At 38.2% G+C, this 25,675-nt stretch carries 25 protein-coding genes; 20 read left to right on the forward strand and 5 right to left on the reverse strand.

Annotated elements, in window-relative coordinates:
- The first annotated feature begins 215 nt into the window (after window positions 1-215).
- From IGJ41_RS01835 to IGJ41_RS01845, 3 genes are read left to right on the forward strand one after another with little or no spacing between them, the layout of a single operon-like run.
- Entirely contained in the window at window positions 216-1,988 is a 1,773-nt protein-coding gene (locus IGJ41_RS01835) for a PTS mannitol-specific transporter subunit IIBC (protein ID WP_010715007.1), read from the forward strand.
- 14 nt (window positions 1,989-2,002) lie between these two features.
- Complete coding sequence (locus IGJ41_RS01840; RefSeq protein WP_002355279.1) at window positions 2,003-2,440, forward strand: PTS sugar transporter subunit IIA; 438 nt, start codon at window positions 2,003-2,005, stop codon at window positions 2,438-2,440.
- Window positions 2,441-2,467: 27 nt separating this feature from the next.
- On the forward strand, window positions 2,468-3,622 hold the full coding sequence (locus IGJ41_RS01845) for a mannitol-1-phosphate 5-dehydrogenase (RefSeq protein WP_438713774.1): 1,155 nt from the start codon (window positions 2,468-2,470) through the stop codon (window positions 3,620-3,622).
- 68 nt (window positions 3,623-3,690) lie between these two features.
- Here the strand turns inward: IGJ41_RS01845 and IGJ41_RS01850 are convergent, their stop codons facing one another.
- Complete coding sequence (locus IGJ41_RS01850; RefSeq protein ID WP_002361174.1) at window positions 3,691-4,806, reverse strand: NAD(P)/FAD-dependent oxidoreductase; 1,116 nt, start codon at window positions 4,804-4,806, stop codon at window positions 3,691-3,693.
- Window positions 4,807-4,884: 78 nt separating this feature from the next.
- Window positions 4,885-5,523 carry an NAD(P)H-binding protein gene (locus tag IGJ41_RS01855; protein WP_002373205.1) on the reverse strand — a complete coding sequence of 213 codons (639 nt, stop codon included), beginning with the start codon at window positions 5,521-5,523 and terminating at the stop codon, window positions 4,885-4,887.
- A gap of 320 nt (window positions 5,524-5,843) precedes the next feature.
- Here IGJ41_RS01855 and IGJ41_RS01860 point away from each other — a divergent pair, with 320 nt between their 5' ends.
- From IGJ41_RS01860 to IGJ41_RS01870, 3 genes are read left to right on the forward strand one after another with little or no spacing between them, the layout of a single operon-like run.
- Complete coding sequence (locus IGJ41_RS01860) at window positions 5,844-7,022, forward strand: efflux RND transporter periplasmic adaptor subunit (RefSeq protein WP_002355284.1); 1,179 nt, start codon at window positions 5,844-5,846, stop codon at window positions 7,020-7,022.
- A 9-nt stretch (window positions 7,023-7,031) separates the two neighbouring features.
- The gene (locus IGJ41_RS01865; protein WP_002383683.1) at window positions 7,032-7,742 is read left to right on the forward strand and encodes an ABC transporter ATP-binding protein; all 711 of its coding nucleotides are present in this window, start codon (window positions 7,032-7,034) and stop codon (window positions 7,740-7,742) included.
- A complete protein-coding gene (locus IGJ41_RS01870; RefSeq protein WP_002355288.1) occupies window positions 7,739-8,968 on the forward strand; it encodes an ABC transporter permease in 1,230 nt (409 codons plus the stop codon). Before IGJ41_RS01865 ends, IGJ41_RS01870 begins: the two co-directional genes overlap by 4 nt.
- Window positions 8,969-9,022: 54 nt before the next feature.
- Here the strand turns inward: IGJ41_RS01870 and IGJ41_RS01875 are convergent, their stop codons facing one another.
- Both IGJ41_RS01875 and IGJ41_RS01880 read right to left on the reverse strand, forming a co-directional pair.
- Window positions 9,023-9,727 carry a DUF4811 domain-containing protein gene (locus IGJ41_RS01875; RefSeq protein WP_153854054.1) on the reverse strand — a complete coding sequence of 235 codons (705 nt, stop codon included), beginning with the start codon at window positions 9,725-9,727 and terminating at the stop codon, window positions 9,023-9,025.
- Window positions 9,727-11,244, reverse strand: coding sequence for an MDR family MFS transporter (locus IGJ41_RS01880; protein ID WP_002389910.1), 1,518 nt, complete (start codon window positions 11,242-11,244; stop codon window positions 9,727-9,729). Before IGJ41_RS01880 ends, IGJ41_RS01875 begins: the two co-directional genes overlap by 1 nt.
- A gap of 100 nt (window positions 11,245-11,344) precedes the next feature.
- On the opposite strand from IGJ41_RS01880, the gene IGJ41_RS01885 reads away from it, so the two are divergent.
- The 10 genes from IGJ41_RS01885 to IGJ41_RS01930 all read left to right on the forward strand — a co-directional run bounded on the left by IGJ41_RS01885 (window position 11,345) and on the right by IGJ41_RS01930 (window position 20,362).
- Window positions 11,345-11,812, forward strand: a complete 468-nt coding sequence (locus IGJ41_RS01885) for a MerR family transcriptional regulator (RefSeq protein ID WP_002383688.1) — start codon at window positions 11,345-11,347, stop codon at window positions 11,810-11,812.
- 130 nt (window positions 11,813-11,942) lie between these two features.
- Window positions 11,943-12,695, forward strand: a complete 753-nt coding sequence (locus IGJ41_RS01890; protein WP_153854053.1) for an IclR family transcriptional regulator — start codon at window positions 11,943-11,945, stop codon at window positions 12,693-12,695.
- A 160-nt stretch (window positions 12,696-12,855) separates the two neighbouring features.
- The gene (locus IGJ41_RS01895) at window positions 12,856-13,503 is read left to right on the forward strand and encodes a bifunctional 4-hydroxy-2-oxoglutarate aldolase/2-dehydro-3-deoxy-phosphogluconate aldolase (protein ID WP_153854052.1); all 648 of its coding nucleotides are present in this window, start codon (window positions 12,856-12,858) and stop codon (window positions 13,501-13,503) included.
- Between the two features lie 4 nt (window positions 13,504-13,507).
- A complete protein-coding gene (locus IGJ41_RS01900) occupies window positions 13,508-14,515 on the forward strand; it encodes a sugar kinase (protein WP_153854051.1) in 1,008 nt (335 codons plus the stop codon).
- A gap of 12 nt (window positions 14,516-14,527) precedes the next feature.
- Window positions 14,528-15,367 (forward strand): 5-dehydro-4-deoxy-D-glucuronate isomerase, encoded by an 840-nt coding sequence (gene kduI / locus IGJ41_RS01905; RefSeq protein ID WP_002355301.1) that lies wholly within the window; start codon window positions 14,528-14,530, stop codon window positions 15,365-15,367.
- A 21-nt stretch (window positions 15,368-15,388) separates the two neighbouring features.
- The gene (locus IGJ41_RS01910) at window positions 15,389-16,177 is read left to right on the forward strand and encodes a gluconate 5-dehydrogenase (RefSeq protein WP_002362994.1); all 789 of its coding nucleotides are present in this window, start codon (window positions 15,389-15,391) and stop codon (window positions 16,175-16,177) included.
- Between the two features lie 228 nt (window positions 16,178-16,405).
- Window positions 16,406-17,512, forward strand: coding sequence for a beta-galactosidase BglB (gene bglB / locus IGJ41_RS01915; RefSeq protein ID WP_002385348.1), 1,107 nt, complete (start codon window positions 16,406-16,408; stop codon window positions 17,510-17,512).
- A 20-nt stretch (window positions 17,513-17,532) separates the two neighbouring features.
- On the forward strand, window positions 17,533-18,540 hold the full coding sequence (locus tag IGJ41_RS01920; protein WP_153854048.1) for a TRAP transporter substrate-binding protein: 1,008 nt from the start codon (window positions 17,533-17,535) through the stop codon (window positions 18,538-18,540).
- Between the two features lie 14 nt (window positions 18,541-18,554).
- The gene (locus tag IGJ41_RS01925; RefSeq protein WP_153854047.1) at window positions 18,555-19,031 is read left to right on the forward strand and encodes a TRAP transporter small permease; all 477 of its coding nucleotides are present in this window, start codon (window positions 18,555-18,557) and stop codon (window positions 19,029-19,031) included.
- 35 nt (window positions 19,032-19,066) lie between these two features.
- On the forward strand, window positions 19,067-20,362 hold the full coding sequence (locus IGJ41_RS01930; protein ID WP_002375834.1) for a TRAP transporter large permease: 1,296 nt from the start codon (window positions 19,067-19,069) through the stop codon (window positions 20,360-20,362).
- 147 nt (window positions 20,363-20,509) lie between these two features.
- Here IGJ41_RS01930 and IGJ41_RS01935 read toward each other — a convergent pair whose 3' ends face one another.
- Entirely contained in the window at window positions 20,510-21,382 is an 873-nt protein-coding gene (locus IGJ41_RS01935; RefSeq protein WP_002355307.1) for a helix-turn-helix domain-containing protein, read from the reverse strand.
- 119 nt (window positions 21,383-21,501) lie between these two features.
- On the opposite strand from IGJ41_RS01935, the gene rhaB reads away from it, so the two are divergent.
- Genes rhaB through rhaM form a run of 4 tightly spaced genes read left to right on the forward strand, consistent with a single transcriptional unit; the run spans window position 21,502 to window position 25,480 of the window.
- A complete protein-coding gene (gene rhaB / locus IGJ41_RS01940) occupies window positions 21,502-23,013 on the forward strand; it encodes a rhamnulokinase (RefSeq protein WP_002364952.1) in 1,512 nt (503 codons plus the stop codon).
- Window positions 23,010-24,296, forward strand: coding sequence for an L-rhamnose isomerase (gene rhaA, locus IGJ41_RS01945; protein WP_438713781.1), 1,287 nt, complete (start codon window positions 23,010-23,012; stop codon window positions 24,294-24,296). Before rhaB ends, rhaA begins: the two co-directional genes overlap by 4 nt.
- Before the next feature lie 27 nt (window positions 24,297-24,323).
- The gene (gene rhaD, locus IGJ41_RS01950) at window positions 24,324-25,172 is read left to right on the forward strand and encodes a rhamnulose-1-phosphate aldolase (RefSeq protein ID WP_002363003.1); all 849 of its coding nucleotides are present in this window, start codon (window positions 24,324-24,326) and stop codon (window positions 25,170-25,172) included.
- On the forward strand, window positions 25,169-25,480 hold the full coding sequence (rhaM, locus tag IGJ41_RS01955) for an L-rhamnose mutarotase (RefSeq protein WP_104806444.1): 312 nt from the start codon (window positions 25,169-25,171) through the stop codon (window positions 25,478-25,480). Before rhaD ends, rhaM begins: the two co-directional genes overlap by 4 nt.
- Window positions 25,481-25,675: the final 195 nt, after the last annotated feature.

Below are 25,675 nucleotides of genomic sequence, written 5' to 3' on the forward strand. Positions count from 1 at the left end.
AATTTGAGTATAGCATAAAAAGTTGTTAATTTATTATTGAAATTATTAGAAATGGAATAAGCACGTGTTTTCTGGTTTTCGTAACTAGAGAACACGTGCTTTTTTCTTTCAACTTTTGGCACAATGGTTTGTGCCAAAGTACGACTTTTTCCAGATTCGGAAAGCGGATACAATTTAGTCAACAAGAAAAGTTACTTGAGAGAAGGGGAATAAAAATGGAACAAGTACCAGAAAAAAATAAAGTATCAATTAAAGCAAAAGTCCAAAGACTTGGCAGTACCTTATCTAGCATGGTGATGCCCAATATCGGGGCGTTGATTGCGTGGGGCGTTTTGACAGCGCTATTTATCCCAGATGGATATCTGCCAAATAAAGCCTTTGCCACGATGGTTGGCCCAATGTTGACCTATTTAATTCCATTATTAATTGGCTACACTGGTGGGAAAGTAATTGCAGGTGATCGCGGTGCCGTAGTTGGCGCAATTGCGACAATGGGCGTGATTGTGGGAACCGATATTCCGATGATGCTAGGTGCCATGATTATGGGTCCACTTGGTGGCTTTACAATTAAGAAATTTGATCAGTATTTCCAACATCGGATTAAAGCTGGTTTTGAAATGTTAGTAAACAATTTTTCAGCTGGATTAATTGGTTTTGCGTTAGCTTTACTTGGTTTTTCAGCGATTGGCCCAATTGTCGATGCTCTGACTGCTGCAATGGCACGTGGTGTGGAAATCATTTTAAATGCTCATTTGATTCCATTAACGAGTATTTTTATTGAACCGGCAAAAGTGCTTTTTTTAAACAATGCGATTAATCATGGCATTTTAACACCCTTAGGGACAGAACAAGTCTTATCGGCTGGCAAATCAATTCTTTTCCTATTAGAAGCAAACCCTGGTCCTGGGTTAGGTGTCTTATTAGCATTTATGTTTTTTGGAAAAGGTGCGGCAAAATCTTCTGCGCCGGGAGCAATAATTATTCATTTCCTTGGTGGTATCCACGAAATTTACTTCCCATATGTAATGATGAAACCGTTATTATTCTTATCGGTTATTGCAGGTGGTGCGACAGGTAGTTTGGTTTTCCAAACGTTAGATGCTGGTTTACGTGCGCCCGCTTCACCAGGCTCCATTATAGCTATTTTAGCGATGACACCAATGGGTTCTTACTTACCAGTTATTTTAGGTGTTTTGGCAGCAACTGCTGTTTCCTTTGCAGTATCCGCAGTCATTTTAAAAGCAGATGCGAAAGAAGAAAGTGATGAATTTGCCCAAAAAGTGAAAGAAACCCAAGCTGCTAAAGCAGCATCAAAAGGATTAACTGTCGCAAATGGTAGTGCTTCATTGTCAGGAATTCAACAAATTATTTTTGCTTGTGATGCTGGGATGGGCTCTAGTGCAATGGGGGCGTCTATCTTACGGAAAAAGGTCCAAGAGGCTGGTTTAGTACAAACTGTGACGAATCGGGCCATTAATAATTTGACCGATGAGGGAAATACATTGATTGTCACACAAGCGGAATTGCAAGAACGGGCCAAACAGAAAGCACCTAATGCAACCTTTGTAGCAGTTGAAAACTTCTTGAACTCACCACGTTATGATGAAATTGTGGCTGAACTATCAGGTACCAAAGAAAAAAACGACGCACAACCAACAGCCTCCAAAGCAACACCTGCTTCTGAAATTGAGGGAGATTTAGCAAATGTCAATGAGATTCTTTTGGTTCACGATGATCGTGTCGGGTCAGCAACGATGGGAATGAAAGTCTTAGAAGAAATTTTAGATAAAGAGAAAATTTCAATGCCGATTCGAAAAATTAATATTAATGAATTAACTCAACAAACACAGGCTTTAATTGTCACCAAAGCTGAACTAACGGAACAAGCCCGTAAAAAAGCACCGAAAGCGACACACTTATCAGTAAAAAGTATGGTTAATCCCCAAAAATATGAAACAGTGGTTTCGCTCTTAAAAGAAAGTGCCTAGAGAGGAAGAAAACAATGGAAAATCTTACGAATATTTCAATTGAATTAAATCAACAGTTTAATACAAAAGAAGAAGCTATTCGCTTTTGCGGCGAAAAACTAGTCGAGGCAGGCTGTGTTGAGCCCGCTTATATCGAAGCAATGATTGAAAGAGACCAATTGCTATCTGTTTATATGGGGAATTTTATTGCCATTCCTCATGGAACAGAAGAAGCCAAAAAATTAGTGAAAAAATCAGGAATCTGTGTAGTGCAAGTCCCAGAGGGCGTTAATTTTGGCACCGAAGAAGATGAAAAAATTGCTACCGTATTATTTGGGATTGCCGGAGTCGGTGAAGAACATTTGCAATTAGTCCAACAAATTGCACTTTATTGTAGTGATATGGATAACGTGGTGCAACTTGCCGATGCATTAAGTAAAGAAGAAATAACAGAAAATTTAGCCATTGCTTAAAGGCATTGCTTAAAGGAGAGAATAAGAATGAACGCAGTACATTTTGGAGCAGGAAATATTGGACGCGGCTTTATCGGCGAAATTTTAGCTAAAAACGGGTTTCATATTACGTTTGTGGATGTTAATGAAACCATCATTCAAGCGTTAAAAGAACGTAAAAGTTATACAATTGAATTGGCCGATGCCTCACATCAACAAATTAACGTTGAAAATGTGACTGGGTTAAATAACATGACAGAACCAGAAAAAGTAGTAGAAGCAATTGCGGAAGCCGATTTAGTCACGACGGCGATTGGTCCTAATATTTTACCAAGAATTGCTGAATTAATTGCCCAAGGAATTGATGCACGTGCCGAAGCAAATTGCCAAAAGCCGCTGGATATTATCGCTTGTGAAAATATGATTGGTGGTTCAACCTTTTTAGCAGAAGAAGTGGCCAAATATTTGAAAAATCCAGCTTATGCTGTACAATGGATTGGTTTTCCTGATGCGGCAGTTGATCGGATTGTTCCATTACAAAAACATGAAGATCCACTTTTTGTTCAAGTTGAGCCTTTTTGTGAATGGGTCATTGATGATACCAACCGAAAAGCCAAAGAGATTCAGTTAGAAGGCGTTCATTACGTTGCTGATTTAGAGCCGTATATTGAACGAAAATTATTTAGTGTAAACACTGGCCATGCTACAGTTGCCTATACAGGGGCGTTGTTAGGCTATCAAACCATTGACGAAGCGATGCAGGACGCCTTAGTGGTAGCACAACTCAAATCAGTTTTGCAGGAAACTGGTAAACTTTTAGTGGCTAAATGGAATTTTGATGAACAAGAACATGCAGCCTATATTGAAAAAATTATTCAACGTTTCCAAAATAAATATATTTCAGATGCTATTACACGTGTAGCACGGACACCAATCAGAAAATTAGGTGCGCAAGAACGGTTTATTCGACCAATCCGTGAATTACAGGAACGCAATCTAGTGTCGCCGCATTTATTAGCAATGATTGGTATTGTCTTTAATTATCATGATCCAGAAGATGAACAAAGCCGTCAATTACAGAAAATGCTTGACCAAGAAAGCGTTGATACAGTGATCGCTGAAGTAACGGGCATTGAAGATCCAGAAACGGTTAAAAATATTAAACAAAACGTAGAACGCTATGCGCGACCACAAGTAGCATAATAACAAAATCCTTCTACCAAGATACTTCACATTTCTTAATTTAAAGGAAAAAAACAACCGCTCGCTGATTAAAGTGAGGGGTTGTTTTTAACATATTGACTAAGTGGTTTTTGATAAAGCTCTCCTTTGAAGGCACCTGTATTGAAGTATTCAGCTAATTGGTAACCAATGAATGGGCCAGTAGTGAGTCCTGATGAACCAAGTCCGCTAGCAACCACAAGGTGGGGCATTTCTGGCAAAGGGCCAAAAAACGGAGCGAAATCAGATGTATAAGCACGTGTACCGACACGGTAATGCATGGGTTGCTTAAAAAGCTGATCTGCTTCTTTTAGAAATGGCGCAGTCCCAGAAGTTAGTTGTTGAAAAGCGCTAACAGTCTCTTCTAAATCCCAGGCTTGTTCATTTTCGTGGGTGGCACCTAATAAAATTTTCCCTTGATTAAAAGGAATTAAATCGGCTTCGCCATCTAACATAGCAACAGGCCATTGCTGACTGTTTGTAAAAGGGGTCTCGAAAACTAATAATTGTCCTTTTTGGGGACGAATGTCCACAGATAAATTTAAAGTAGCGAGTAATTCCTTTAAATGAGGACCAGGTGTTAAAGCGAGAAAATCAACGCTCTTTTTTTCTGAATTTGTGACAATTTCCCACCCTTGATTCAGTTGTCGAAAGTGCGCCCGTTGTGAGCAAAAAGTGACCCCTTTAGCTTCGGCGCGTTTCTGAAGATGGTTTAGATAAGCTGGTCCATCTAGGCGACCGCCGCCAGAAATAAAAAGTGAGGGAGTTTCCTTAAGTAGCGGTAAGAACTTCGCTGTTTGAACCGCTGACAACATCGTGATTTCTCCAATTTCAGGTGCAGTTTGCTTACGCTCTTCTGCCAAATGGGCTAAGTCTGCCAAAGCAGCTGCCGGACGCAAAATGACTGTCCCTGATTGACGATAAATATCCTCCGTCAGCTGAAAATCTTTGACTAGCTTTGGAAATAGGGCAGCGCCCTCTCGCGCTAATTGGTACCATTTCTTATTCCGACGTTTGGATAGCCAAGGGGAAATAATCCCGGCGCTCGCTTTAGTCGCTTGGCCGAGCCCTTCATCATAAACGGTAATGTCAAATTTTTGTGGATCTAAATAATTAGCTAACGTCATTCCGATAATGCCGCCGCCAATAATGGCAATTTTTTTCATGCTTCTTCTCTCCTTCGAACAGTTGTATTGTAACACAAAAAAACCGCCTCTAGACAGAGACGATTGGGAGATAACTTGTTAACGGGTCCTTCTGTGTGTGTAAATAGAATTGCCGCCTTCTAAAACGTGAACAATTTCTTGTGCCATTTCTGCCACAGGCACAGGATCATAGCCAATAAATAAGTTCTTTAAAAAGGGAATTTTCTTAAAAAAATAAATACATTTACTAAAAAGTATGGTGCCGGTACGTTCTTGACCTACAAGTAAACTAGGATAAAAAATCACTGCTTCGGCGACTTCTTGGTGGATTAGTTCCTCCGCTGCCAATTTGGCATCCATATATTTTCTCAAAGGGAAAGGAACAGTATTGGCTGAAATAAATAAAAACTTAGCTGGCTTTTTTTGTTGTGCTAAAAAAGAGCTGATTTTTTTCACTGGCGTCAGAATTAGCCGTTGATAGGTTTTCTTTTTTCGTGGATTTTCAAATAAAATACCTACTGTATCAATGACCCAGTCAGCACGCTGGACTTGTTCTTGCCAATTCGTGTCACGAGTAACATCGGAGCATACCCACTGCACTTGGTGGCTCCAAGATGCGGAGAGCGTGGCAGGCTTTCCATGACGTGAAACACTGATGACTTGATGTTGGCGTTGGACTAAAATTTTCGCGATTTGTTGACCTAAAAAACCGCTACCGCCAAAAATAATGATTTTCATGGCAAGCCCTCACTTTCAATTGTTTCTTCTAGTGTACCTTAAATAAAAAAAGAAGCAAAAAATCTCGATTGCGTATAGTTTAGTTATAAATAACATAAAAATAACCTTTTTAGATTGTTGAAATACAAAGACCCAACAATGGTTGTTTATTGTCGTGAAATAAATAAAAAAATGAACAAAAATGAAATAAATCAGACTAAAGGCCTAGAGAAATGCCCTTGTTTCTTGAATTCAAGCATGGTTAAATAGTTATAAGTGAACGACCGAGCAATTTAGTTTGTTGGGGAAAATAGACAGAATGAGGAGATGAAACGAAGAAAATGAAGAAGAAAACGATAATTATATTGGGGGCAGTTGCGGTAATTGCGGTTGGGGGCATCGTAACTGTGAATGCGTTAAATAAAAATGCACAACAAGTAGCTGTCAAGCAAGCGCCTAAAGATGACTGGGGAATTGACTATTTTGACGTTCCTGACTTGCAACAAATTTATATTAACGGTGTCATCCAACCGGAACAAATGGAAGCCTTTGCGCGCGATCAAAAAATAACAAAGGATCCAGAGATTAAGGTGAAAAACGGCGATGTCGTAGATGCAGGCACAGAATTATTTACTTATGAAGATGAGGCGGTCACAAAAGAAATTGAGGCACAACAAAATAGCTTAGCCAAATTAGAAACGAAGCGGGCGAATATCTATAATAAGTGGAATCGGGCCATTGATAAATTTAATAAAACTAAAGAAGAAGACCGCACGATGTCTGGGGATGATTTAAATGAACAATATCAAACAGAAGTCGATGCGGTAGATGAAGAGATCACCTTCACCAATGAAACCTTAGCGGATTTAGGAGCGAAGCAATATATTTCCACAAAAGCTAATTTCAAAGGTCGCGTATCAATTCCAGAAGTAAAAGACGCCAATTCACCGATTTTACGGTTAACTTCAGAAGATCTCTATTTAGCTGGGAAAGTGAATGAAAAGGATTTGACTAAAATTAGTGTTGGGCAAAAAGCTAAACTAACTTCTGTTTCCAACAATGTGGTTGTGGATGGCTCAATTTCTTACATCGATGATAATCCTCCTGAAGGCAACAGCGATGCCGCGAGTGGCAATCCAGAGGGCGGCACGACGATGTCTAGTTATAGCGTCAAAATTGCGTTGGCCAATTTAGACAAAGTCAAAAATGGTTACCATATGCAAGCAACCATTGATTTAGGCGATTTAGGGGCGATTGAGTTACCGAAAAAAGCGATTCAAAAAGAGGGTGAACAGGCCTACGTTTTAGTGAATGATTTTGGAACCATCATTCGTCGTGATGTCCAAGTCGGGCAAGAAAATGGCGACAAAATGGCGATTGAATCTGGCTTAGAATCAGCCGACCGAGTGGTTATTTCTTCAAAAAAACCAGTAAAAGTCGGTGATATTGTTGAATCAGATGCAGCGATTGCTTCTGATGAATCAGCAACCAACGAATCAATGACAGATGCGTCGAAATAGGAGGGCTTGATGGTGGAAGCAAACAATACAAATCAACCCCTCATTGAATTGCGGGACATTAACAAGTTCTATCCAGTAGGTAAGGAAAAACTACATGTTTTAAAAGAATTGAACTTGACCATCCATCAAGGAGAGTTCATTTTAATCATGGGGAAGTCCGGTAGCGGTAAGACAACGCTGATGAACATTATTGGTTTCTTGGATCGCTTAACAGACGGAAGCTATCATTTCTCAGGAACAGATGTTTCAAAATTGTCTGAAAATAAAAAATCAGCCTTTCGCAATGAATATCTAGGGTTTATTTTTCAACAATTTTTCTTGATTAATTCTTTAAATGTTAGTCAAAATGTTCAATTGCCCTGTGTTTATGAAGGAAAAAAAAGCCGCGCTGAGAAAAAAGCGATTGCTGAAAAATACCTAAAAATTGTCGGTTTGGAAACAAAAGCCAAATCAAAAGTTACTGAACTTTCTGGAGGACAGCAACAAAGAGTAGCCATTGCTCGTTCCTTGGTGAATGATCCATTATTGATTATGGCTGATGAACCGACTGGGGCATTGGATAGTGAAACGGGTACAGAAATTATGGAATTATTGAAAGAATTGAATGAACAGGGCAAAACAATTGTCATGGTGACACATGATGAAGATATGAAAAAATATGCCTCACGAGTGATTCATATGAAAGATGGTCGCTTTTTGGAAGAAGAGGTGATTAGATGATTGCTAATTTATTTGTTAGTACTTTTTTAAGCTTAAAGGCACATAAGTTGCGGGTATTTTTAACGATGGTCGGGATTATTATTGGGATTACATCAGTCGTAACGATTTCTGCGCTAGGTGAAGGGATGAAGCGTCAAGTTGTGAAGGCATCCAGTGCAGTGAACGCGGATGTTTTGAAGATTCATTATACAATGTCGGATGGTAGCAGTGACAATTTTATGTCCTATGAAGAGCCAGATTATACGTTTAGCCGAGTGGACTTGAAAAAATTACAAGACATTCAAGGAATTGAAAGTATTTATCCTCAATATGGTGAATCAATGATGGGGGGCGGAGACAATTTGTTTGTACCAATGGATTATTTTGGGGCGCAAGCGAATTTATCCATTACGTCGACTAAAGGGCAGAATGATATTTTATATGGTCGTGATTTTCAACCGAGCGATGCAAATACAGATGCGATTGTCTTAAATCATGATATCTTTGAAGCGCAAATTCGGCTTGATGATCCTAGCCAACTCATTGGAAAAGCTGTTTCAATTGGTGGTTATATGTACAAGGTGATTGGTATTTTAGCACCAAAAGATTTAGATAGTTTGGGTATGAACGATGATTGGGCAACTGCTATGAGCAGTTTTGTTTCTCGAGAATCATACAATAAATTAGCGAAAACAAAAGCAATTAGTGGCATCAATATTAAGGTTCGTGAGGGAGCGGACCGTGAAGCAATTTTAGGACAGGCAATCACCATTTTAAGTGAAAATCATCCTGAAGTGAAAGGAACGTTTAAAGAAAATGACCAAGACCAACAACTCCAACAACAAATGGAAGAAATGGTCACGGGTATGACAATGTTTCTGATGGCAATTACTGCAATCTCCCTATTAGTCGGGGGAATTGGCGTCATGAACATCATGTACGTGTCTGTCACGGAACGGAAACGAGAAATCGGGATTCGTCGGGCCATTGGTGCTAAACCACGAGTCATTTTATTCCAATTTTTAATGGAAGCAGCGTTTATCACATTGATTGGTGGTTTGATTGGTGTCGGCTGCGGCTACTTATTGGCAACTGTGGTCGGTGGGTATATTTCGATTACGCCAATTATTACGCCGTCCATCTTTGCCATTTCAACATTGGTTTCGGTCTTCACAGGTATCTTTTTCGGGATTATTCCAGCAATTGGTGCCTCGAGGATGGATCCGATTAAAGCGATTTATAATTAAAAAGAAGAGCTTGGTAGTCACATCTTGTTTGATGATCCTATCAAGCTCGCTTTTTTATTTCATGTCACTAAGAATTTTCTGAATCAATTCTTGTTGAAACTCTTTGGTATATTGTTCGGTGAGTTTCGCTTGTTCTTCTTGGGACATTGATGGATTCGCCATCATAGCGGCCATCATTTTTTTGCCAACTGTTTCAGTCCCTTCTTTTTTGATATCAGCTGCATGTTGTTCCATATATTCGCCTAATTTTTTGGCTTGATCAGCACTTAAAACTAGCCAGTCACTAGCAACGTTGAAGGTGTTTTCTTGTTTTGCAAATTGGTTATCGTTGTCAGCAAGGCCAAATAGTGTTTTGGCCCAAGACTCTTGATAGGACCATTTCGTCGTTTTTTGGACTAATGTAGCTTTTTGAGCATCTTTTTGAACTGTGTTTGTGACGTTTTCCGTTCCTGTTTTTTGTAGTTTCTTTTTATCTGGTGTGTTATATAAATAAACTTTTTCGGAACCATCGCCCAACGGCTGGTACAATAACATGTTGGGGCCATCTTTGCTTGACCTACTGCTTTTTAGTTCAAACGTTTTGTCCTGAGTAACTTCGGTCATACCAAAATGATCTTTATCGTTTAAAACGATAAGACTTAACGAAGCTAAGAAGCCTAAACCAAAAATAACCATACAGAATTTATGCCAGACTTTTCGGCCAAATACATTTGTGTAGGCAAAGCCTAACACGCAAAGGATTAAAAGAAAAATAATCATTATTTCATTGCACCTACTTCCTTAACCGGCATCGCTTCTTTTTTATTTAAGAAGAAAGTAATCGCCAAGCCGAGAACGCCAAAGATTGTTGCCACGAAGAAGGCTGCGTGATAGCCGTTTAATGTTGCGTTTGTTGCTTGGTCGCGATAAGCGAGTGGGGCTGTTTTTAATAAGTCTGATGCAGGTAAGCCGTCTTTGGTAACATTTGTTAAAACACTAATCAAAACAGCTGTTCCAATTGAGCTGGCTACTTGTCGGAAGGTGTTGTTTACAGCAGTTCCGTGACTTAATAAATTCATTGGTAAAGCATTCATGCCAGAAGTTGTCACAGGCATCATGACCATCGAAATACCAAACATCCGAATCGCATATAGGACAATGATATAAATAATAGGTGTTGCTTTTGTTAAGAAAGCAAACGGTAACGTTGCAGCTGTTAAAATAAACATCCCGGTAATCGCAAGACGACGGGCACCAATTTTATCAAAAATGCGACCAGTTACTGGCATCATAAGTCCCATGACTAACGCTCCTGGTAAAAGCATTAACCCTGAATGGAAGGCAGATTCACCACGAATATTTTGGATATACAAAGGTAAAACCATTTCGGCGCCAATCATTGCCATGTTGGTTACGCCAGATAAAATGGCTGCAACAGTAAAGACTTTTGATTTAAAAACGCGTAGTTCTAAGAAAGGTTGTTCTAAATGCAATTGTCGATATGTAAAAAGACATAAAACAATCGCACCAACAATTAAGAATCCATAGACTTGCGGGCTACCCCAACCTTTATCACCAACGCTTGAGAAGCCGTAAAGTAAGCTACCAAAGCCGAGAGTAGAAAGAATGACCGATAAGACATCGATACTTGGATTAGATAATTGGATGACATTTTTCATTAAGAATGAAGCCAAAATTAGGACTAAAACAACAATTGGAATGACCATCCCAAAAAGGTCACGCCATGTATAAGAATCAATAATCCAACCAGATAATGTTGGACCTAAAGCGGGTGCTAATCCGATAACAATTCCCGTTGTGCCCATGGCAGCGCCACGTTTTTCAGGCGGGAAAATTGAAAGCATAATTGTTTGTAAAAGAGGCATAGATACACCGACCCCTGCGGCTTGAACAAGACGTCCAGTCAATAACATGCCGAAGTCTTGCGCTACAAAACAGATGATGGTTCCGATTAAGAACGTTGACATCGCTGTTATGTATAATTTTTTTGAACTAAATTTGTTAATCAACCAAGCACTGATGGGAATCATAATGCCGTTCACAAGTAGGAATCCAGTGGTTAGCCACTGTACACTTGAAGCTGAGATATCAAATTCTTTCATTAATGTAGGTAAGGCCGTCGTTAAAAGTGTTTGGTTTAAAATCGTACAAAATGTTCCGATTAGTAAAACGCCGACTAGTAACGACCGGTTATAAGGTTTTCCGTGAATATCCACAGGTTGTTGTGAAGTCACATATATCGCTCCTTTTTCTGTAAGTTTCAAATTAAATTGCATTAACTACTTTACAACTAATTAGAATCTTTGTCAACTTACTTGACAAAGGTGTAAAAAAAACTACAATTAAGGAAAGGATAAGGGAAAGGAAGTTAAACTAATGTGGTCAAAAATGATTCAGCGTTTGTTAAATGAAGAAAATTTGTTGATAGGAATTAGTGAACTAAGTGAAATTGCTGAAGTTTCGCCACGTCAACTTCGTTATTGGGAAGAAAAAGGGTATATTTCTTCCATTGCGAAAGACGCAAACGGTCCACGGAAATATCGGTTACATACAGTCGTCAAAGTGCATTGGATCAAGCGTTTTTTAGATGAAGGATATACGTTACAAAGTGCGGTGGAAAAAGCAGAAGAGCAGCATCGTAATGTGGGGATGACGAAAAAAATCTTTAGTCAAATGTTTCATGGTATCTCAGAAGTTTGTCCCAATTACGTAGCGATTGATTTGGGCGATTTCGATGAAGAACAAAAATTATATGTCGTATTTAATGAAACCACAGAAGTCAGTGAGTATCTTTTAATTCCTAAGGATGCAGATGTTTCTGATGAGTTAAAGAAAAGAAAATAAGAATGAAATAGGACTGGGAGAAAGACCTGAAGTGAAAGTAAAACGTTACTGAATGAATCTTCGAGTTCTTTTTTTCTTGCAATTTCTTTATTTTCCTATATAATTTCTTATATGGAAAAGGAGGGTTTCGATGAAAGAAACAAAACCTTATGGAACAGTCTTGTTAAAAGCGGCTAAAATCATGGACTGTCTAAGTTTACAACCCGATCAAACCTTACAGGAAATTGCAAAGAATACCGAAATGACGGCATCAACGGCAATCAAAATTTTAGAAACCTTAACATTAATTGGCTATGTTCAAAAAGACACGAACAAGACGTACCGCTTAGGAACAAAATTGATTCGCTATGCGAATCAAAGTGTGGAGCAAATCGATTTAGCTGAAATTGCGGTACCTTATTTAGAAAACCTTCAAAATACGGTCGATGAAACCATTCATTTAGGGATTTTAAATAATAATGAAATTCTGTATATCAATAAATTAGAACCGAAAAATCAAACCATTCGCATGTCCTCGAAAGTGGGAATTACTCGACCTTTGTATAATTCGGCCATGGGTAAAGCCGTTTTAGCAGAATTTACGGAAGAACAAGTGCAACAATATTTAGACACGCAGACATTAATTCCCTATACCGAAAATACGATTACCAATCCCTTGCGTTTGAAAAAAGAATTAAAACAAGTGCAACAAACGGGGATTGCTTACGATGATGAAGAAATTGAACAAGATATTTTCTGTAGCGGAGTATCTTTAATGAAAGATGGCGAAATTGCGGGTGCTTTTAGTGTGAGCATGCCGAAATATCGTTTGACAGAGGAAAATAAAACGACGATTAATCAAGCCCTTTTGGCAACAAAAGCAGCGATTGAAGCGAAATTATAGTAGAAAAAGAAAGCCAAACAAAAGTCGATTGGGATTTTTGTTTGGCTTTCTTTTTTTATTTTTGTAAAAACGTTTGCATTTTCTTTTTTTATCTGTATAATGAAGTTGTGAATTTCTTTATAATAAATATATATTTCTAAATAAGAAATGAGGGAGTCTGTTGAAGCGAGTATCAATTTTACAAAAATTAGAAAATGCTGGCGTGATTGCTGTGGTTCGCGGAAAGACAAAAGAGGAAGCGCTAAAAGCTAGTCAAGCCATTGTAGCAGGCGGTATGCGGGGGATTGAGTTAACCTTTACTGTTCCTCAAGCAACAGAAGTGATTCAGGAATTAGTTGCGTTATACCAAGAGAATCCTGACGTAGTCATTGGTGCGGGGACAGTTTTGGATGCTACGACTGCTCGTTTAGCTATTGTAGCAGGGGCTGAATATATTGTGAGTCCAAGCTTCGATGAAGAAACCGCTAAAATTTGCAATTTATATCAAGTTCCCTATTTGCCAGGCTGTATGACCATCACAGAAATGAAAGAAGCACTGAAAAGCGGAGCAGATATTATTAAACTATTTCCGGGAAGTGTTTATGGACCGAGTGTTATTTCGGCATTTAAAGCGCCATTGCCTCAGTTAAATATTATGCCAACGGGTGGTGTCAGTTTGGAAAATATGGCCGAGTGGTTTGACGCAGGTGTGACGGCCGTCGGTGTTGGCGGTAATCTGTTAGCACCAGCAGCAACTGGGAATTTTGAAAAAGTTCGTGAGGTTGCCCAAGCCTATATGGAAAAATTCCAAGCAATCAAAGGGGTGTAGGCACATGGGGAAAGTCGTAACATTGGGAGAAATCATGTTGCGTTTGTCCACGCCTGTCGGAATACGCGTAGCACAAACAGAAAATTTTGCTGTACATTACGGCGGTGGTGAAGCGAATGTAGCAATTTCGTTAGCGAACTATGGCCACCAAGTGACTTTTGCTAGTAAAGTGCCCGATAATTCATTAGGAGAAGCCGCCAAAAAGCATTTAAGTCGTTATGGGGTTTCAACGGAATTTGTACGAACTGGCGGAACACGCCTAGGAACATATTACTTGGAAACTGGTACAGGAGAACGAGCAGCCAGTGTTGTCTATGATCGCGCCTATTCAAGCTTTGCTCAAATCGAAGAAATGGAATGGGACTTACATGAGCTGTTTTCAGGAGTAGAGATCTTTCATATTTCAGGAATTACAGCGGCGTTATCAAAAAATTGGCAAAGTATGACGGTTGCGCTAGTTAAAGCAGCGAAGCAAGCAGGGTGCCAAGTAAGTTTTGACATTAATTATCGAGGGAAACTTTGGTCCCAGAAAGAAGCGAGCGTGGCATTGAAGGCCATTCTTCCATTTGTTGATATTTGTTCAGCTGGGGTATTAGATGCTCGTTATTTACTGGAGATTCCAGAACCAGAGGAAGAACTTGAAGACGCATTAACGTGGTACTACCGAAAAATGCAAGAACGTTATCCCAACATTCAAGTATTTTATTCAACCAAACGTCAAGTTCATTCAGCGACAGATAATGAATTAATCGGAACGCTATGGTACAAAGGTGCGTATTATACGTCCAAATGTCATCGATTACAACCGATTGTTGACCGTGTCGGTGCCGGTGATGCGTTTGTTGGTGGGGTTTTACATGGTTTATTAGCTGCCTATGATCCACAAACCTGTATTGATTTTGCGACAGCGGCTAGTGCGTTAAAACATACTGTCCATGGTGATTGTAATCAATTTAGTCAAAAAGAAGTCCTTGCTTTTTTGGTAACGGGCTCAGGAAAAATAAATAGATAGGAGATTTTAGTTATGCAAAATATGGAAACACGTTATACACATAGTCCGGCGGATATCCGTCACTATTCAACAGAACAATTGAGAGATGAATTTTTAGTAGAGAAAGTTTTTATTCCAGGTGCAATCAGCTTAACCTACACACATAATGATCGGATGATTTTTGGTGGTGTGACACCAACCACAGAAGAATTAGAAATTATTTTGGACAAGGAATTAGGAGTTGATTATTTCTTAGAACGCCGTGAATTAGGAGTTATTAATATTGGGGGACCCGGCTTTATTGAAATTGATGGCGCCAAAGAAACAATGAAAAAACAAGATGGCTATTATATTGGGAAAGAAACAAAACATGTTCGTTTTTCTTCAGAAAACCCTGATAATCCAGCGAAATTTTACATTAGTTGTGTGCCAGCACATCATAAATATCCGAACGTAAAAATTAGTATTGATGAAATTACCCCAATGGAAACGGGTGATCCATTAACATTGAACCAACGTAAAATTTACCAATACATTCATCCGAACGTTTGTGAAAGTTGCCAGTTACAAATGGGCTACACCATTTTAGAACCAGGTAGCGCTTGGAATACAATGCCTTGTCATACACATGAACGTCGTATGGAAGCGTACGTTTATTTTGATATGGAAGAAGATACGCGGATTTTCCACATGATGGGTAAACCAGACGAAACGAAACATTTAGTAATGAGTAATGAACAAGCAGCTATTTCACCAAGCTGGTCAATTCATTCTGGGGTTGGTACAAGTAATTATTCCTTTATTTGGGCCATGTGCGGAGAAAATATTACGTACACAGACATGGATATGGTTGCAATGGATCAATTAAAATAAACCAAAGAAAGAGGAGAAAACATGGAATTTAAAATGAATGATTTTCAATTAGATGGAAAAGTAGCGTTAATTACAGGTGCTGTTTATGGGATTGGCTTTGAGATTGCGAAATCCCTAGCTGAAGCAGGAGCAACAATTGTTTTTAATAACTTATCTCCTGAATCAGTTGAACAAGGTTTGGAAAATTATCGGGCCGCAGGGATTGAAGCACGTGGTTATGTGTGTGATGTCACTGATGAAGAGCAAGTTCAAGCGATGGTTGCTCAGATTAAAGAAGAAGTCGGCTCTATTGATATTTTAGTCAATAATGCGGGAATTATTAAACGAATTCCAATGGTGGATATGTCAGCAGAAGAGTTCCGTCAAGTGATTGATGTTGACTTGAATGCGCCATTTATTATGGCAAAAGCGGTTATTCCAGATATGATTGAAAAGGGTCATGGCAAAATTATCAATATCTGTTCAATGATGAGTGAACTAGGTCGTGAAACAGTTAGTGCGTACGCGGCAGCAAAAGGCGGACTAAAAATGTTAACGAAAAATATTGCTTCTGAATATGGACAATATAATATTCAATGTAATGGGATTGGACCTGGCTACATTGAAACGCCACAGACGGCGCCATTAAGAGAACCAGGGCATCCATTTAACGAATTCATCTTGGGACGAACACCTGCTAATCGTTGGGGCACACCAGCAGACTTAGCTGGCCCAGCAGTTTTCTTAGCATCTAACGCTTCTGACTTTGTTAACGGACATATCTTATATGTCGATGGTGGAATTTTAGCTTATATTGGAAAACAACCATAAATAAGTAACAAAAAGCGGACATCCCTAAAAAGGATGTCCGTTTTTTGTTATTTACTCATTGATTGAATTGGTAAAAACCGTATCTAATTTTTAAAAAAAGTCAATTTTTGACAGTAATTCGTCAAGATTAACTATATAATTTGCTAACATTCCTTGCTAAACTAAAATTACAAAAAATGAAAGCGTTTCATTTGCGCTAGTGGGATGGAAAAGGAGTTTTGATTGCCGATGATTATTAAACAGGAACAATTCATACCAAAAGATACAGTAGAAACAACGATTGACTTATTAATTAGAAATTTAACAACGATTAAAGATAACACAGGTGAATTTTTGTTAGATTTTGATGGTTTAAAAGTTGATGACAAAAGTTGGACGATTTGGAACTGGCCGCAAGGCGTTGGGTTGTATGGTATATATAAGAATTATCGAAATACTAAAAGTGAAAAAGCTTTACAAGTAGTTAACGACTGGTTTGAAGGTCGGATGCAAGAAGGCGCGCCGCCTAAGAATGTGAATACGATGGCTCCGCTTTTAACAATGGCTTATCTATATGAAGACACGAAAGACTCTAAATATATACCTTACTTAGAGCAATGGGCGGAATGGGTGATGGAAGAAATGCCCCGAACGAATGAAGGTGGCTTGCAACATGCGACATATGGACCAGAAAATAAAAATCAATTATGGGATGATACGTTAATGATGACTGTCTTACCTTTGGCAAAAATTGGTAAGTTGTTGAATCGACTCGATTATTTGGAAGAAGCAAAGCATCAATTTTTAATCCATATTAAATATTTACAAGATAAAAAAAGTGGTCTATGGTATCACGGTTGGACTTTTGAAGGAAATCATAATTATGCGGAAGCACTGTGGGCAAGAGGAAACTGCTGGATTACGATTGCTATTCCAGAAATTATTGAAATCTTAGAGTTACCAAAAGGAGATAGTTTACGGGAATTTTTATTAAGTACCCTCAATGCGCAAGTGGCAGCTTTAGCGAAATACCAAGATGAATCTGGTTTATGGCATACATTAATTAATGATTCAAATTCGTATTTAGAATCTTCTGCTACAGCGGGATTCGCTTATGGGATTTTAAAAGCGGTTCATAAAAAATATATTTCTTCTGAATATGAAGAAGTGGCAAACAAAGCAATTGCTGGCTTACTAAATGAGATTGATGAAACGGGAGAAGTACAACATGTGTCAGTTGGTACAGGAATGGGTGATAATTTAGATTTTTATCGCACAATTGGAATGACAGCGATGCCTTATGGTCAATCATTAACAATCCTATGTTTGACTGAATTGCTTGTTTCTTATTGCTAGAAAAGTAAGGAGAAAAGTTCATGAAAAAAAGAAAGGTTTTATTTACAGCAGTTATGGTATTGGCAGGATTACAGTTGCTAAGTGGTTGCGGCAAAACAGAAGCTTCGGCAAGTGATACGGTAGTCTTGCGCTATGCGTATGCTAGTAATAGCCAACCAGTTATCGATTCTATGAAGAAATTCGGTGAATTGGTAGAGGAAAAAACAGATGGTAAAGTTCAAATTGAATACTTTCCAGATGGTCAATTAGGTGGAGAAACAGAACTAATTGAATTAACACAAACTGGTGCAATTGATTTTGCAAAGGTCAGTGGATCAGCATTAGAAAGCTTTTCTAAAGATTATTCTGTATTTGCCATTCCGTATATTTTTGATAATGAAAAACATTTTTTTAAAGTAATGGATAATCAAGCGCTAATGCAACCAGTGTATGATTCTACAAAAAAATTAGGATTTGTTGGTTTAACTTATTATGACTCTGGTCAACGAAGTTTTTATATGAGCAAAGGGCCTGTTACATCTCCAGATGATTTGAAAGGTAAAAAAATTCGGGTCATGCAAAGTGAAACCGCCATCAAAATGGTAGAACTTTTAGGAGGTTCGCCAGTACCTATGGGTAGTTCGGAAGTATATACTTCTCTACAATCTAATCTAATCAACGGTGCAGAGAATAATGAGTTCGTTTTATATACAGCTGGTCATGGTGGTGTGGCTAAGTATTATTCTTATGATGAGCATACTCGAGTGCCAGATATTGTGATTATGAACGAGGGGACAAAAGAACGTTTGACAGCGAAACAAGAACAAGCGATTGAAGAAGCAGCAAAAGAATCGACCGCTTTTGAAAAAACGGTCTTTAAAGAAGCGGTTGAAGAAGAAAAGAAAAAAGCACAAGCAGAATATGGCGTTGTGTTCAATCAAGTAGACAGTGAGCCATTCCAAAAGCTCGTTCAACCGTTGCATGAATCATTCAAAAATAGCTCAGAATATGGCGAACTGTATCAGGCTATTCGCCAGTTGGCGGACTAATTAAGGAGGTAATTATGAAAGGTTTTAGAAAATTTTTAAATCGACTTTTAGAAATACTTGGATCAATCATTCTTGCTGCAATGGTTTTGGTCGTTTTGTACCAAGTGTTTGCCCGGACAGTGTTAAAAAATCCTAGTACCTTAACAGAAGAATTTGTTCGCTTTGCATTGGTCTGGCTGGCGATGTTAGCTTCTGCTTATGTGGTTGGAAAAAAGGGACATTTAGCAGTAACTTTGTTAAGTGAAAAATTACAAGGGAAACAAAAACGCTTTTTAGAATTTATTGTTCAATTGTTGTTCCTACTTTTTGCAGGAGTGATTATGATATTTGGCGGTTGGAATGGTGTAGTAATTACGTTAGGACAAATTTCACCATCTTTGGCAATTCCTATGGGTTATGTCTATTTAGCTGTTCCAGCAGCAGGTGTTTTGATGTTTATTTATAGTTTGATGAATTTGCTAGAGTTATTCACGCAATCAAAAGATTCTTAATGCGTTTATAGAAGAAAAAGAATAGGAGTAAAAATATGGCTTTAGAAGCAGGCATTATCTTATTTGTAGTTTTTGCAGTCTTATTGGTAGTTGGTATGCCAATTGGTATGAGCATTGCGGCATCTTCAATTGCAACATTGTTATTAGTAATTCCTTTTGAAGCAGCTGCATTTACCTCAGCTCAAAAAATGGTCTCTAGTTTAAATAGTTTCTCTCTCGTAGCAATTCCGTTTTTTATTTTTTCTGGCGTGATTATGAATAATGGGGGAATTGCCCAAAAGTTGGTAAATTTTTCTATGTTATTTGTTGGTCGTGTTCCCGGCGCGCTAGCACATACTAATGTGTTAGGGAACGCATTATTTGGTTCGATTTCTAGCTCTGCAATTGCAGCATCGACTGCTATTGGTGGCGTGCTAATTCCGCAACAAGTAAATGAGGGCTATGATCGGAAATTTGCAACGGCTGTAAATATTGCCTCTGCTCCTACAGGGATGGTTATTCCACCAAGTACAGCGTTTATTATGTATTCATTGGTGGCTGGCGGGGCCTCTATTTCTTCTTTATTTTTAGGCGGTTATTTGGTAGGTTCTTTGTGGGCGTTAGGAATTATGGTGGTAGCTTATGTTATTGCAAAACGTCATAATTATCCTACTGTGGCAAAAGCAAAAAAAGGAGAAGTCAGCAAGGTTTTGCGAGAAGCGGTTCCCAGTGTATTGTTAATTGTCATTATTATTGGCGGTATTTTGACGGGGTTATTTACAGCGATTGAAGCATCAGCAATCGCTGTCGCATACTCATTATTGATTTCAATGTTTTACTACAAAACAGTGAAAATAAACGATTTACCTAAAATGTTAAAAGAGGCTGTCTTGATGAGCGGAACCATTATGTTCTTGTTGGCAACTTCTTCAATGATGTCTTTTGCGATGGCTTTTACAGGGATACCAGAAGCAATCAGTACAGCTATTTTAGGAATCACAGACAATAAATACTTAATTCTATTATTAGTAAACGTTGTCCTATTGTTTGTGGGAATGTTTATGGATGTTGGTCCAGCTATTTTGATTTTTACACCAATCTTTTTACCAATTGTTATGAATGTTGGAGTGGATCCAGTTCATTTTGGTTTATTTGCGATTATGAACTTGTGTGTTGGCTCAATTACACCACCTGTTGGAACAGGATTATATGTTGGTGCTAGTGTTGGGGGTGTTAAAGCTGAGCAAATGCTGAAACCGCTAGTTCCATTTTATCTGATAATTCTAGCAATTTTACTTTTAATCACATATGTACCTGAACTTGTCATGTGGTTACCAAATCTAATTTCTTAATTCAATACAAATTGTCTAACAACCCCAATTGAGCGAAATATAAGTTGTTCAATCAACTAGATTTGGTAATTTACTATAAAATATTGAGTTTAGGAGGCATAGAAATAAAAAATCTCTCTATGACGTTATGTGTCATAGAGAGATTTTTTAGAAGCCACTTTTACGGTATTGACTAGGAGTTAATCCAGTTCGCTTTTTAAATAATCGACTAAAGTAGGCATAGTTTTCTAAACCAACATCTACAGCAATTTCTTTCACTGTTTGATTAGAATAGCGTAGTAAATCTTTTGAATAAGAAATTTTTTTACTAATTTGATATTTAATTGGCGGTAATCCAATGTATTTGGAGAACTCTTTGTTCAATTGATATTTATTTAAATGAAAGAGTTGAGCCAAGTCTTCTAAAGAAATTGTTTCTTTGAAATGTTGATCAATGTAAGCTTTCATTTCCAAAACCAATGATGGAATCGTTTCGTAGGTAAAGTCTTGACGATACTTTTGCAACAATAATTCGTTCAGTAATTGATGAATTAAAACGGAAGACTGGTAATCAGTTTGCGCATGTTGTAAATCTTGTAATTGTAATAGCTGCTGAATGATTAAATGAATAGGATTATCTTCTGGAAGCTGATTAGTGGAGAAAACTGGTGAACCATTTTTCATAAATTCTTGGAAAAAAGCACCAGAATTTCCTCCTTCAAAATGAATCCAGTCCATTTCCCAAGGATCTTCGCTGGTTGCTTGATAGTATTGATAATCCCGACAGTCAATAAAGAATAAATCACCTCTCTGTAAGCTGTATGTATGATAACGATAGCGTAATTCCCCAGTACCATTTAGCGTGAATTTAATTAAGTATGATGGTAAATGTGCCCGCTCCGTATAATAAGGGCGCGAGGCTTTAAACTGTCCAATTTCCTGTATGTAATAAAAAAGTGTGCGACTTTTGCTGCTAGGTGTCAAAATATGTCGCTTAGAATCGTCTGACCAAGAGTAGTCGGCTTTTTCCCAATAATCCATAAGAACCTCCTAATTACCAAGATAGTACAATTATATCTCAAAATTGTGAGAGGTGAAAGCGCTATTTTTTGTTTATGATGAATACATAAAGTTAGTCTAACGTACAAAAAATAAAAATAGTGAAAGGATTGACAACTATCAACAAAGTGAAAAAAGAACAAGTTGAGAAACGAACCTATTTAGCGGTTGATATTGGCGCTTCTAGCGGTCGCATAATGAAAAGTCAACGCTTAGCGAATGGTCAGATAACAATAGAAGAAATTCATCGTTTTAAAAATGGTTTTCATCAAAAAGATGGGTATCAGCGTTGGGATATGGCTAGTTTAGTTCATGAGTTACTGCTTGGTCTGCAAAAAGTTAAACAATTAGGTATCAAGGAATGCTTTATTGGAATTGATACTTGGGGTGTTGACTATTGTCTGCTGGATCAATCTGGACAACTTTTGGACGAACCGATTGCTTATCGAGATGGACGGACAGAAGCAGCTGTAACAAATTTTTCAAAAGGCTATTCATTAGAAAAATTGTACCAACAAACGGGGATTCAAGTTCAGCCTTTTAATACCATTTTTCAGTTATTTGTAGAGGAAAAGGAACGTTTGGCTGCAGCCAGTCAATTGTTGTTAATCCCTGATTACTTAGGTTATGTCTTTACTGGAAAAGCAGTCATCGAAGCAACCAACGCTTCCACCACGCAACTGTTGAATGCTGGAACGAAACAATGGGAAAGTGAATTACTGGATTTCCTAGGAATTGATGAAACACTATTTCCAACATTAGTAGAGCCGGGCACGATTTTAGGCGACCTGCAAACAGCGGCTTTTCCAGACTATGATTTACCAAATGCAACGTTGATTACGATAGCTAGTCATGATACAGCTTCAGCAATTTTAGGTACGCCAGGCATTGGCGATGACTGGGCGTACATTAGCAGTGGTACTTGGTCTTTATTAGGCATTGAAACGACTGTTACAACAATTTCTGCTGAAGCTTTCCAAGAAAATTACACGAATGAATGGGGCGCCCAGAACACAATTCGTTTCTTAAAAAATATTATGGGTATGTGGCTAATTCAAGAAGTGGCACGGCACCAAAACTACCAATATAGCTATGCTGAATTGGCCGCCTTAGCTGAAAAAGAACCAGCATTTCAACAATTTATTGATGTAAATGATCCTCGTTTTTTAAATCCGGGAAATATGATTACTGAATTACAAGCCTATTGCCGTGAAACACAACAAACAGTTCCTGAAAGCCCTGGTGAACTCGCTCGTTGTATTTATGATAATTTAGCATTGTGTTACAGCGTAGAACTAGAAAAATTAGCTCAATTAACAGGAATCGAACGGAAAATTACAACTTTACATGTTGTCGGTGGTGGTTCCAATAATCGTTTATTGAACCAGCTAACTGCTGATGTTGCTAATGTTACAGTGAAAGCGGGACCTGGGGAAGCAACTGCTTTAGGTAATCTTTTGATGCAGATGATTGCAACAGGTGAACTTAAAGATATTCCAGCAGCTCGTACTTGTATCCAAACATCTTTTCCCACGGAAATCTATCAAGCAAATCCAATTGATTCAACAATAAAAAATCGCTATCAAGCATTTATGAAAAGGAGCTCATTATGACAACCATTACACAAAAATATGAAGAAGCGAAAGAAAAATATGCCAGTATTGGCGTAGATACCGAAGCTGTATTGGAAAAAATGGCTGATGTCAAAATTTCAATGCATGTGTGGCAAGGAGATGATGTGAGAGGCTTCTTAAGTGAGGATGAACTTTCTGGTGGTATTTCAGTTACAGGGAATTATCCAGGCGTTGCTCGAAGTCCCCAGCAACTACGTCAAGATTTAGAAAAAGCGTTTTCTTTAATTCCAGGAAAACACAAATTGAATTTGCATGCTATTTATTTAGACACAGAGGAAAGGGTGGATTTAAACGAACTGGAACCAAAGCATTTTGAACCATGGGTGACTTGGGCAAAAGAAAATGGCTTAGGATTGGACTTTAATCCAACCTTTTTCTCGCATCCAATGTACCGCGATGGCTTTACTTTAGCTCATCCGAATCCGCAAGTTCGAGACTTTTGGATTGAGCATGGGAAACGTTCACGAAGAATTTCTGAATATTTTGGAAGAGAATTAGGACAAGTAGCTGTCAATAACTTTTGGGTGCCAGATGGCTTTAAAGATAACCCAGTTGATCGTTTAACGCCGAGAAAGCGGCTAATGGCTTCGCTAGATGAAATTTTTTCAGAGGAAATTGATCCAGCTTATACAGTCGATGCAGTGGAAAGCAAGCTCTTTGGGATTGGGTCAGAAGCCTATACAGTTGGGTCTCATGAATTTTATATGGGCTACGGTTTAACGCGGAATAAATTAATTTGTTTAGATGCTGGTCATTTTCATCCAACAGAAGTGATTTCTAATAAGTTATCTTCATTATCCTTATTTGGCGAAGGAATGCTATTACATGTCAGTCGTCCAGTTCGCTGGGATAGTGACCACGTTGTCATTATGGATGATGAATTGCAAGAAATTGCCAAGGAGTTAGTTCGCAATGATTTATTAGGAAAAACACACGTGGGCTTAGATTTCTTTGATGCCACAATCAATCGTGTTGCCGCTTGGGTGATTGGCACCCGCAATACACAAAAAGCGTTAATGAAAGCGATGCTTGAGCCAACAAACGTCTTAAAAGAAGCTGAATTGATAGGAGATTTTACCACACGTTTAGCCTTAACGGAAGAGTTAAAAGACTTTCCATTTGCCGATATCTGGAACTACTACTGTCAAGAAAATCACGTACCTATCGGCTTAGATTGGTTAACGGATGTTCAAGAATACGAAAAAGTGATTTTACCAACTCGTCAATTGCCAACAGGTAAAGATAGTTGTCGTTTTTCATAAAATTAACAAACGAGAGGAACTTCTAAAATGAAAAAAATGAACGTGTTACAAGCACCATTTGTGGAAGAAATGGTCAAAACGACCAAAAATTTATATCGTTTAGGTTGGGATGAACGAAATGGCGGAAATATTTCGTATTTATTAAAAGAGGAGGAGATTTTACCTTTTCTAAATCCAACACAAGTGCTCCGAAAGATTCCAATGAAATTTGATGCAACGAAATTAGCAGGAAAATATTTTATCGTGACAGGCTCAGGAAAATATTTTAAAAATGTCTGTGATGCACCAAGTGAAAACTTAGGGATTTTACGAGTTAGTGAAAATGGCCAGGAATTAGAACTATTGTGGGGCTTAGAAGATGAAGCTGTGCCAACGAGTGAATTACCTAGTCATTTTATGAGCCATATTGCTCGTTTAGCTGTTGATCCAGAAAATCGCATTGTCATGCATAATCATGCGAGTCATTTATTAGCAATGAGTTTTACCCACGAATTAGATGAAAAAGTCTTTACTAGAACATTATGGCAAATGTGTACCGAATGTTTAGTAGTATTTCCAGACGGTGTTGGCATTATTCCATGGTTGGTTCCTGGAACGAATGAAATTGGTGTAGCAACGGCTGAAAAAATGAAAGAATCTCGTTTGGTTTTATGGCCGCAACATGGTATTTATGGTACTGGCCGTGATATGGATGAAGTATTTGGTTTAATTGAAACTGCCGAAAAAGCCGCTGAAGTGTACACTTATGTTTGTGCGCAAGGAGGCGTTCGCCAAACAATTTCAGATGCAGATTTATGGCGCTTAGCAGAAGCGTTTGGTGTGACACCGAAAGTTGGCTATTTGGAAGAGAAAGTATCAAAACGGAGAAAGCTATGATAAAAAAAGCCTTTTGTATGCAAGTATATCCTGATCAACATGCCGAATATCAACGACGTCATGAGGAGTTATGGCCAGAAATGCGTCAAATGCTGAAAGAACATGGGGCAATTAAGTATCAAATTTTTTTAAATTCTGAAACCAGTACACTTTTTGGTTATTTAGAAATAGAAGATGAAGCTCGCTGGGAGCAAATAGCACTGACGCCAATCAATCAAAAATGGTGGAACTATATGGAAGATATTATGGAAACAAATCCTGATTGCTCGCCGGTGACGACTGAATTAAAAAAAGTTTTTGAATTATAATTTAAAATAGAACAGTTTGTTATAGTGAATCGTATGATTGTACACAAAACAACTTACTTGAGTAGAGTTGATTTCAAGGGATTGTTCTGGAACTTACAAAGAAAGCCTTTGTGGTAACGGCTGTTCCAGAAAGTAATAAATTGTACCAACATTAGCTGTAACTGTTTATTCAAAAAATAGTTAACTTCTAAAAAA

Source organism: Enterococcus sp. DIV1537a (assembly GCF_051712085.1).
GTDB classification, from domain to species: domain Bacteria; phylum Bacillota; class Bacilli; order Lactobacillales; family Enterococcaceae; genus Enterococcus; species Enterococcus faecalis.

Coding starts and splice junctions, on each gene's coding strand:
- IGJ41_RS01900 (WP_153854051.1), top strand. CDS start 13,508: ATGGGGAAAGTCGTAACATTGGGAGAAATCATGTTGCGTTTGTCCACG.
- IGJ41_RS01845 (WP_438713774.1), top strand. CDS start 2,468: ATGAACGCAGTACATTTTGGAGCAGGAAATATTGGACGCGGCTTTATC.
- rhaM (WP_104806444.1), top strand. CDS start 25,169: ATGATAAAAAAAGCCTTTTGTATGCAAGTATATCCTGATCAACATGCC.
- IGJ41_RS01875 (WP_153854054.1), bottom strand. CDS start 9,727: ATGATTATTTTTCTTTTAATCCTTTGCGTGTTAGGCTTTGCCTACACA.
- IGJ41_RS01925 (WP_153854047.1), top strand. CDS start 18,555: ATGAAAGGTTTTAGAAAATTTTTAAATCGACTTTTAGAAATACTTGGA.
- IGJ41_RS01865 (WP_002383683.1), top strand. CDS start 7,032: ATGGTGGAAGCAAACAATACAAATCAACCCCTCATTGAATTGCGGGAC.
- IGJ41_RS01930 (WP_002375834.1), top strand. CDS start 19,067: ATGGCTTTAGAAGCAGGCATTATCTTATTTGTAGTTTTTGCAGTCTTA.
- rhaD (WP_002363003.1), top strand. CDS start 24,324: ATGAAAAAAATGAACGTGTTACAAGCACCATTTGTGGAAGAAATGGTC.
- IGJ41_RS01920 (WP_153854048.1), top strand. CDS start 17,533: ATGAAAAAAAGAAAGGTTTTATTTACAGCAGTTATGGTATTGGCAGGA.
- IGJ41_RS01910 (WP_002362994.1), top strand. CDS start 15,389: ATGGAATTTAAAATGAATGATTTTCAATTAGATGGAAAAGTAGCGTTA.
- rhaA (WP_438713781.1), top strand. CDS start 23,010: ATGACAACCATTACACAAAAATATGAAGAAGCGAAAGAAAAATATGCC.
- IGJ41_RS01860 (WP_002355284.1), top strand. CDS start 5,844: ATGAAGAAGAAAACGATAATTATATTGGGGGCAGTTGCGGTAATTGCG.
- IGJ41_RS01880 (WP_002389910.1), bottom strand. CDS start 11,244: ATGCAATTTAATTTGAAACTTACAGAAAAAGGAGCGATATATGTGACT.
- IGJ41_RS01870 (WP_002355288.1), top strand. CDS start 7,739: ATGATTGCTAATTTATTTGTTAGTACTTTTTTAAGCTTAAAGGCACAT.
- bglB (WP_002385348.1), top strand. CDS start 16,406: ATGATTATTAAACAGGAACAATTCATACCAAAAGATACAGTAGAAACA.
- IGJ41_RS01835 (WP_010715007.1), top strand. CDS start 216: ATGGAACAAGTACCAGAAAAAAATAAAGTATCAATTAAAGCAAAAGTC.
- IGJ41_RS01885 (WP_002383688.1), top strand. CDS start 11,345: ATGTGGTCAAAAATGATTCAGCGTTTGTTAAATGAAGAAAATTTGTTG.
- IGJ41_RS01935 (WP_002355307.1), bottom strand. CDS start 21,382: ATGGATTATTGGGAAAAAGCCGACTACTCTTGGTCAGACGATTCTAAG.
- IGJ41_RS01840 (WP_002355279.1), top strand. CDS start 2,003: ATGGAAAATCTTACGAATATTTCAATTGAATTAAATCAACAGTTTAAT.
- IGJ41_RS01850 (WP_002361174.1), bottom strand. CDS start 4,806: ATGAAAAAAATTGCCATTATTGGCGGCGGCATTATCGGAATGACGTTA.
- IGJ41_RS01855 (WP_002373205.1), bottom strand. CDS start 5,523: ATGAAAATCATTATTTTTGGCGGTAGCGGTTTTTTAGGTCAACAAATC.
- kduI (WP_002355301.1), top strand. CDS start 14,528: ATGCAAAATATGGAAACACGTTATACACATAGTCCGGCGGATATCCGT.
- IGJ41_RS01890 (WP_153854053.1), top strand. CDS start 11,943: ATGAAAGAAACAAAACCTTATGGAACAGTCTTGTTAAAAGCGGCTAAA.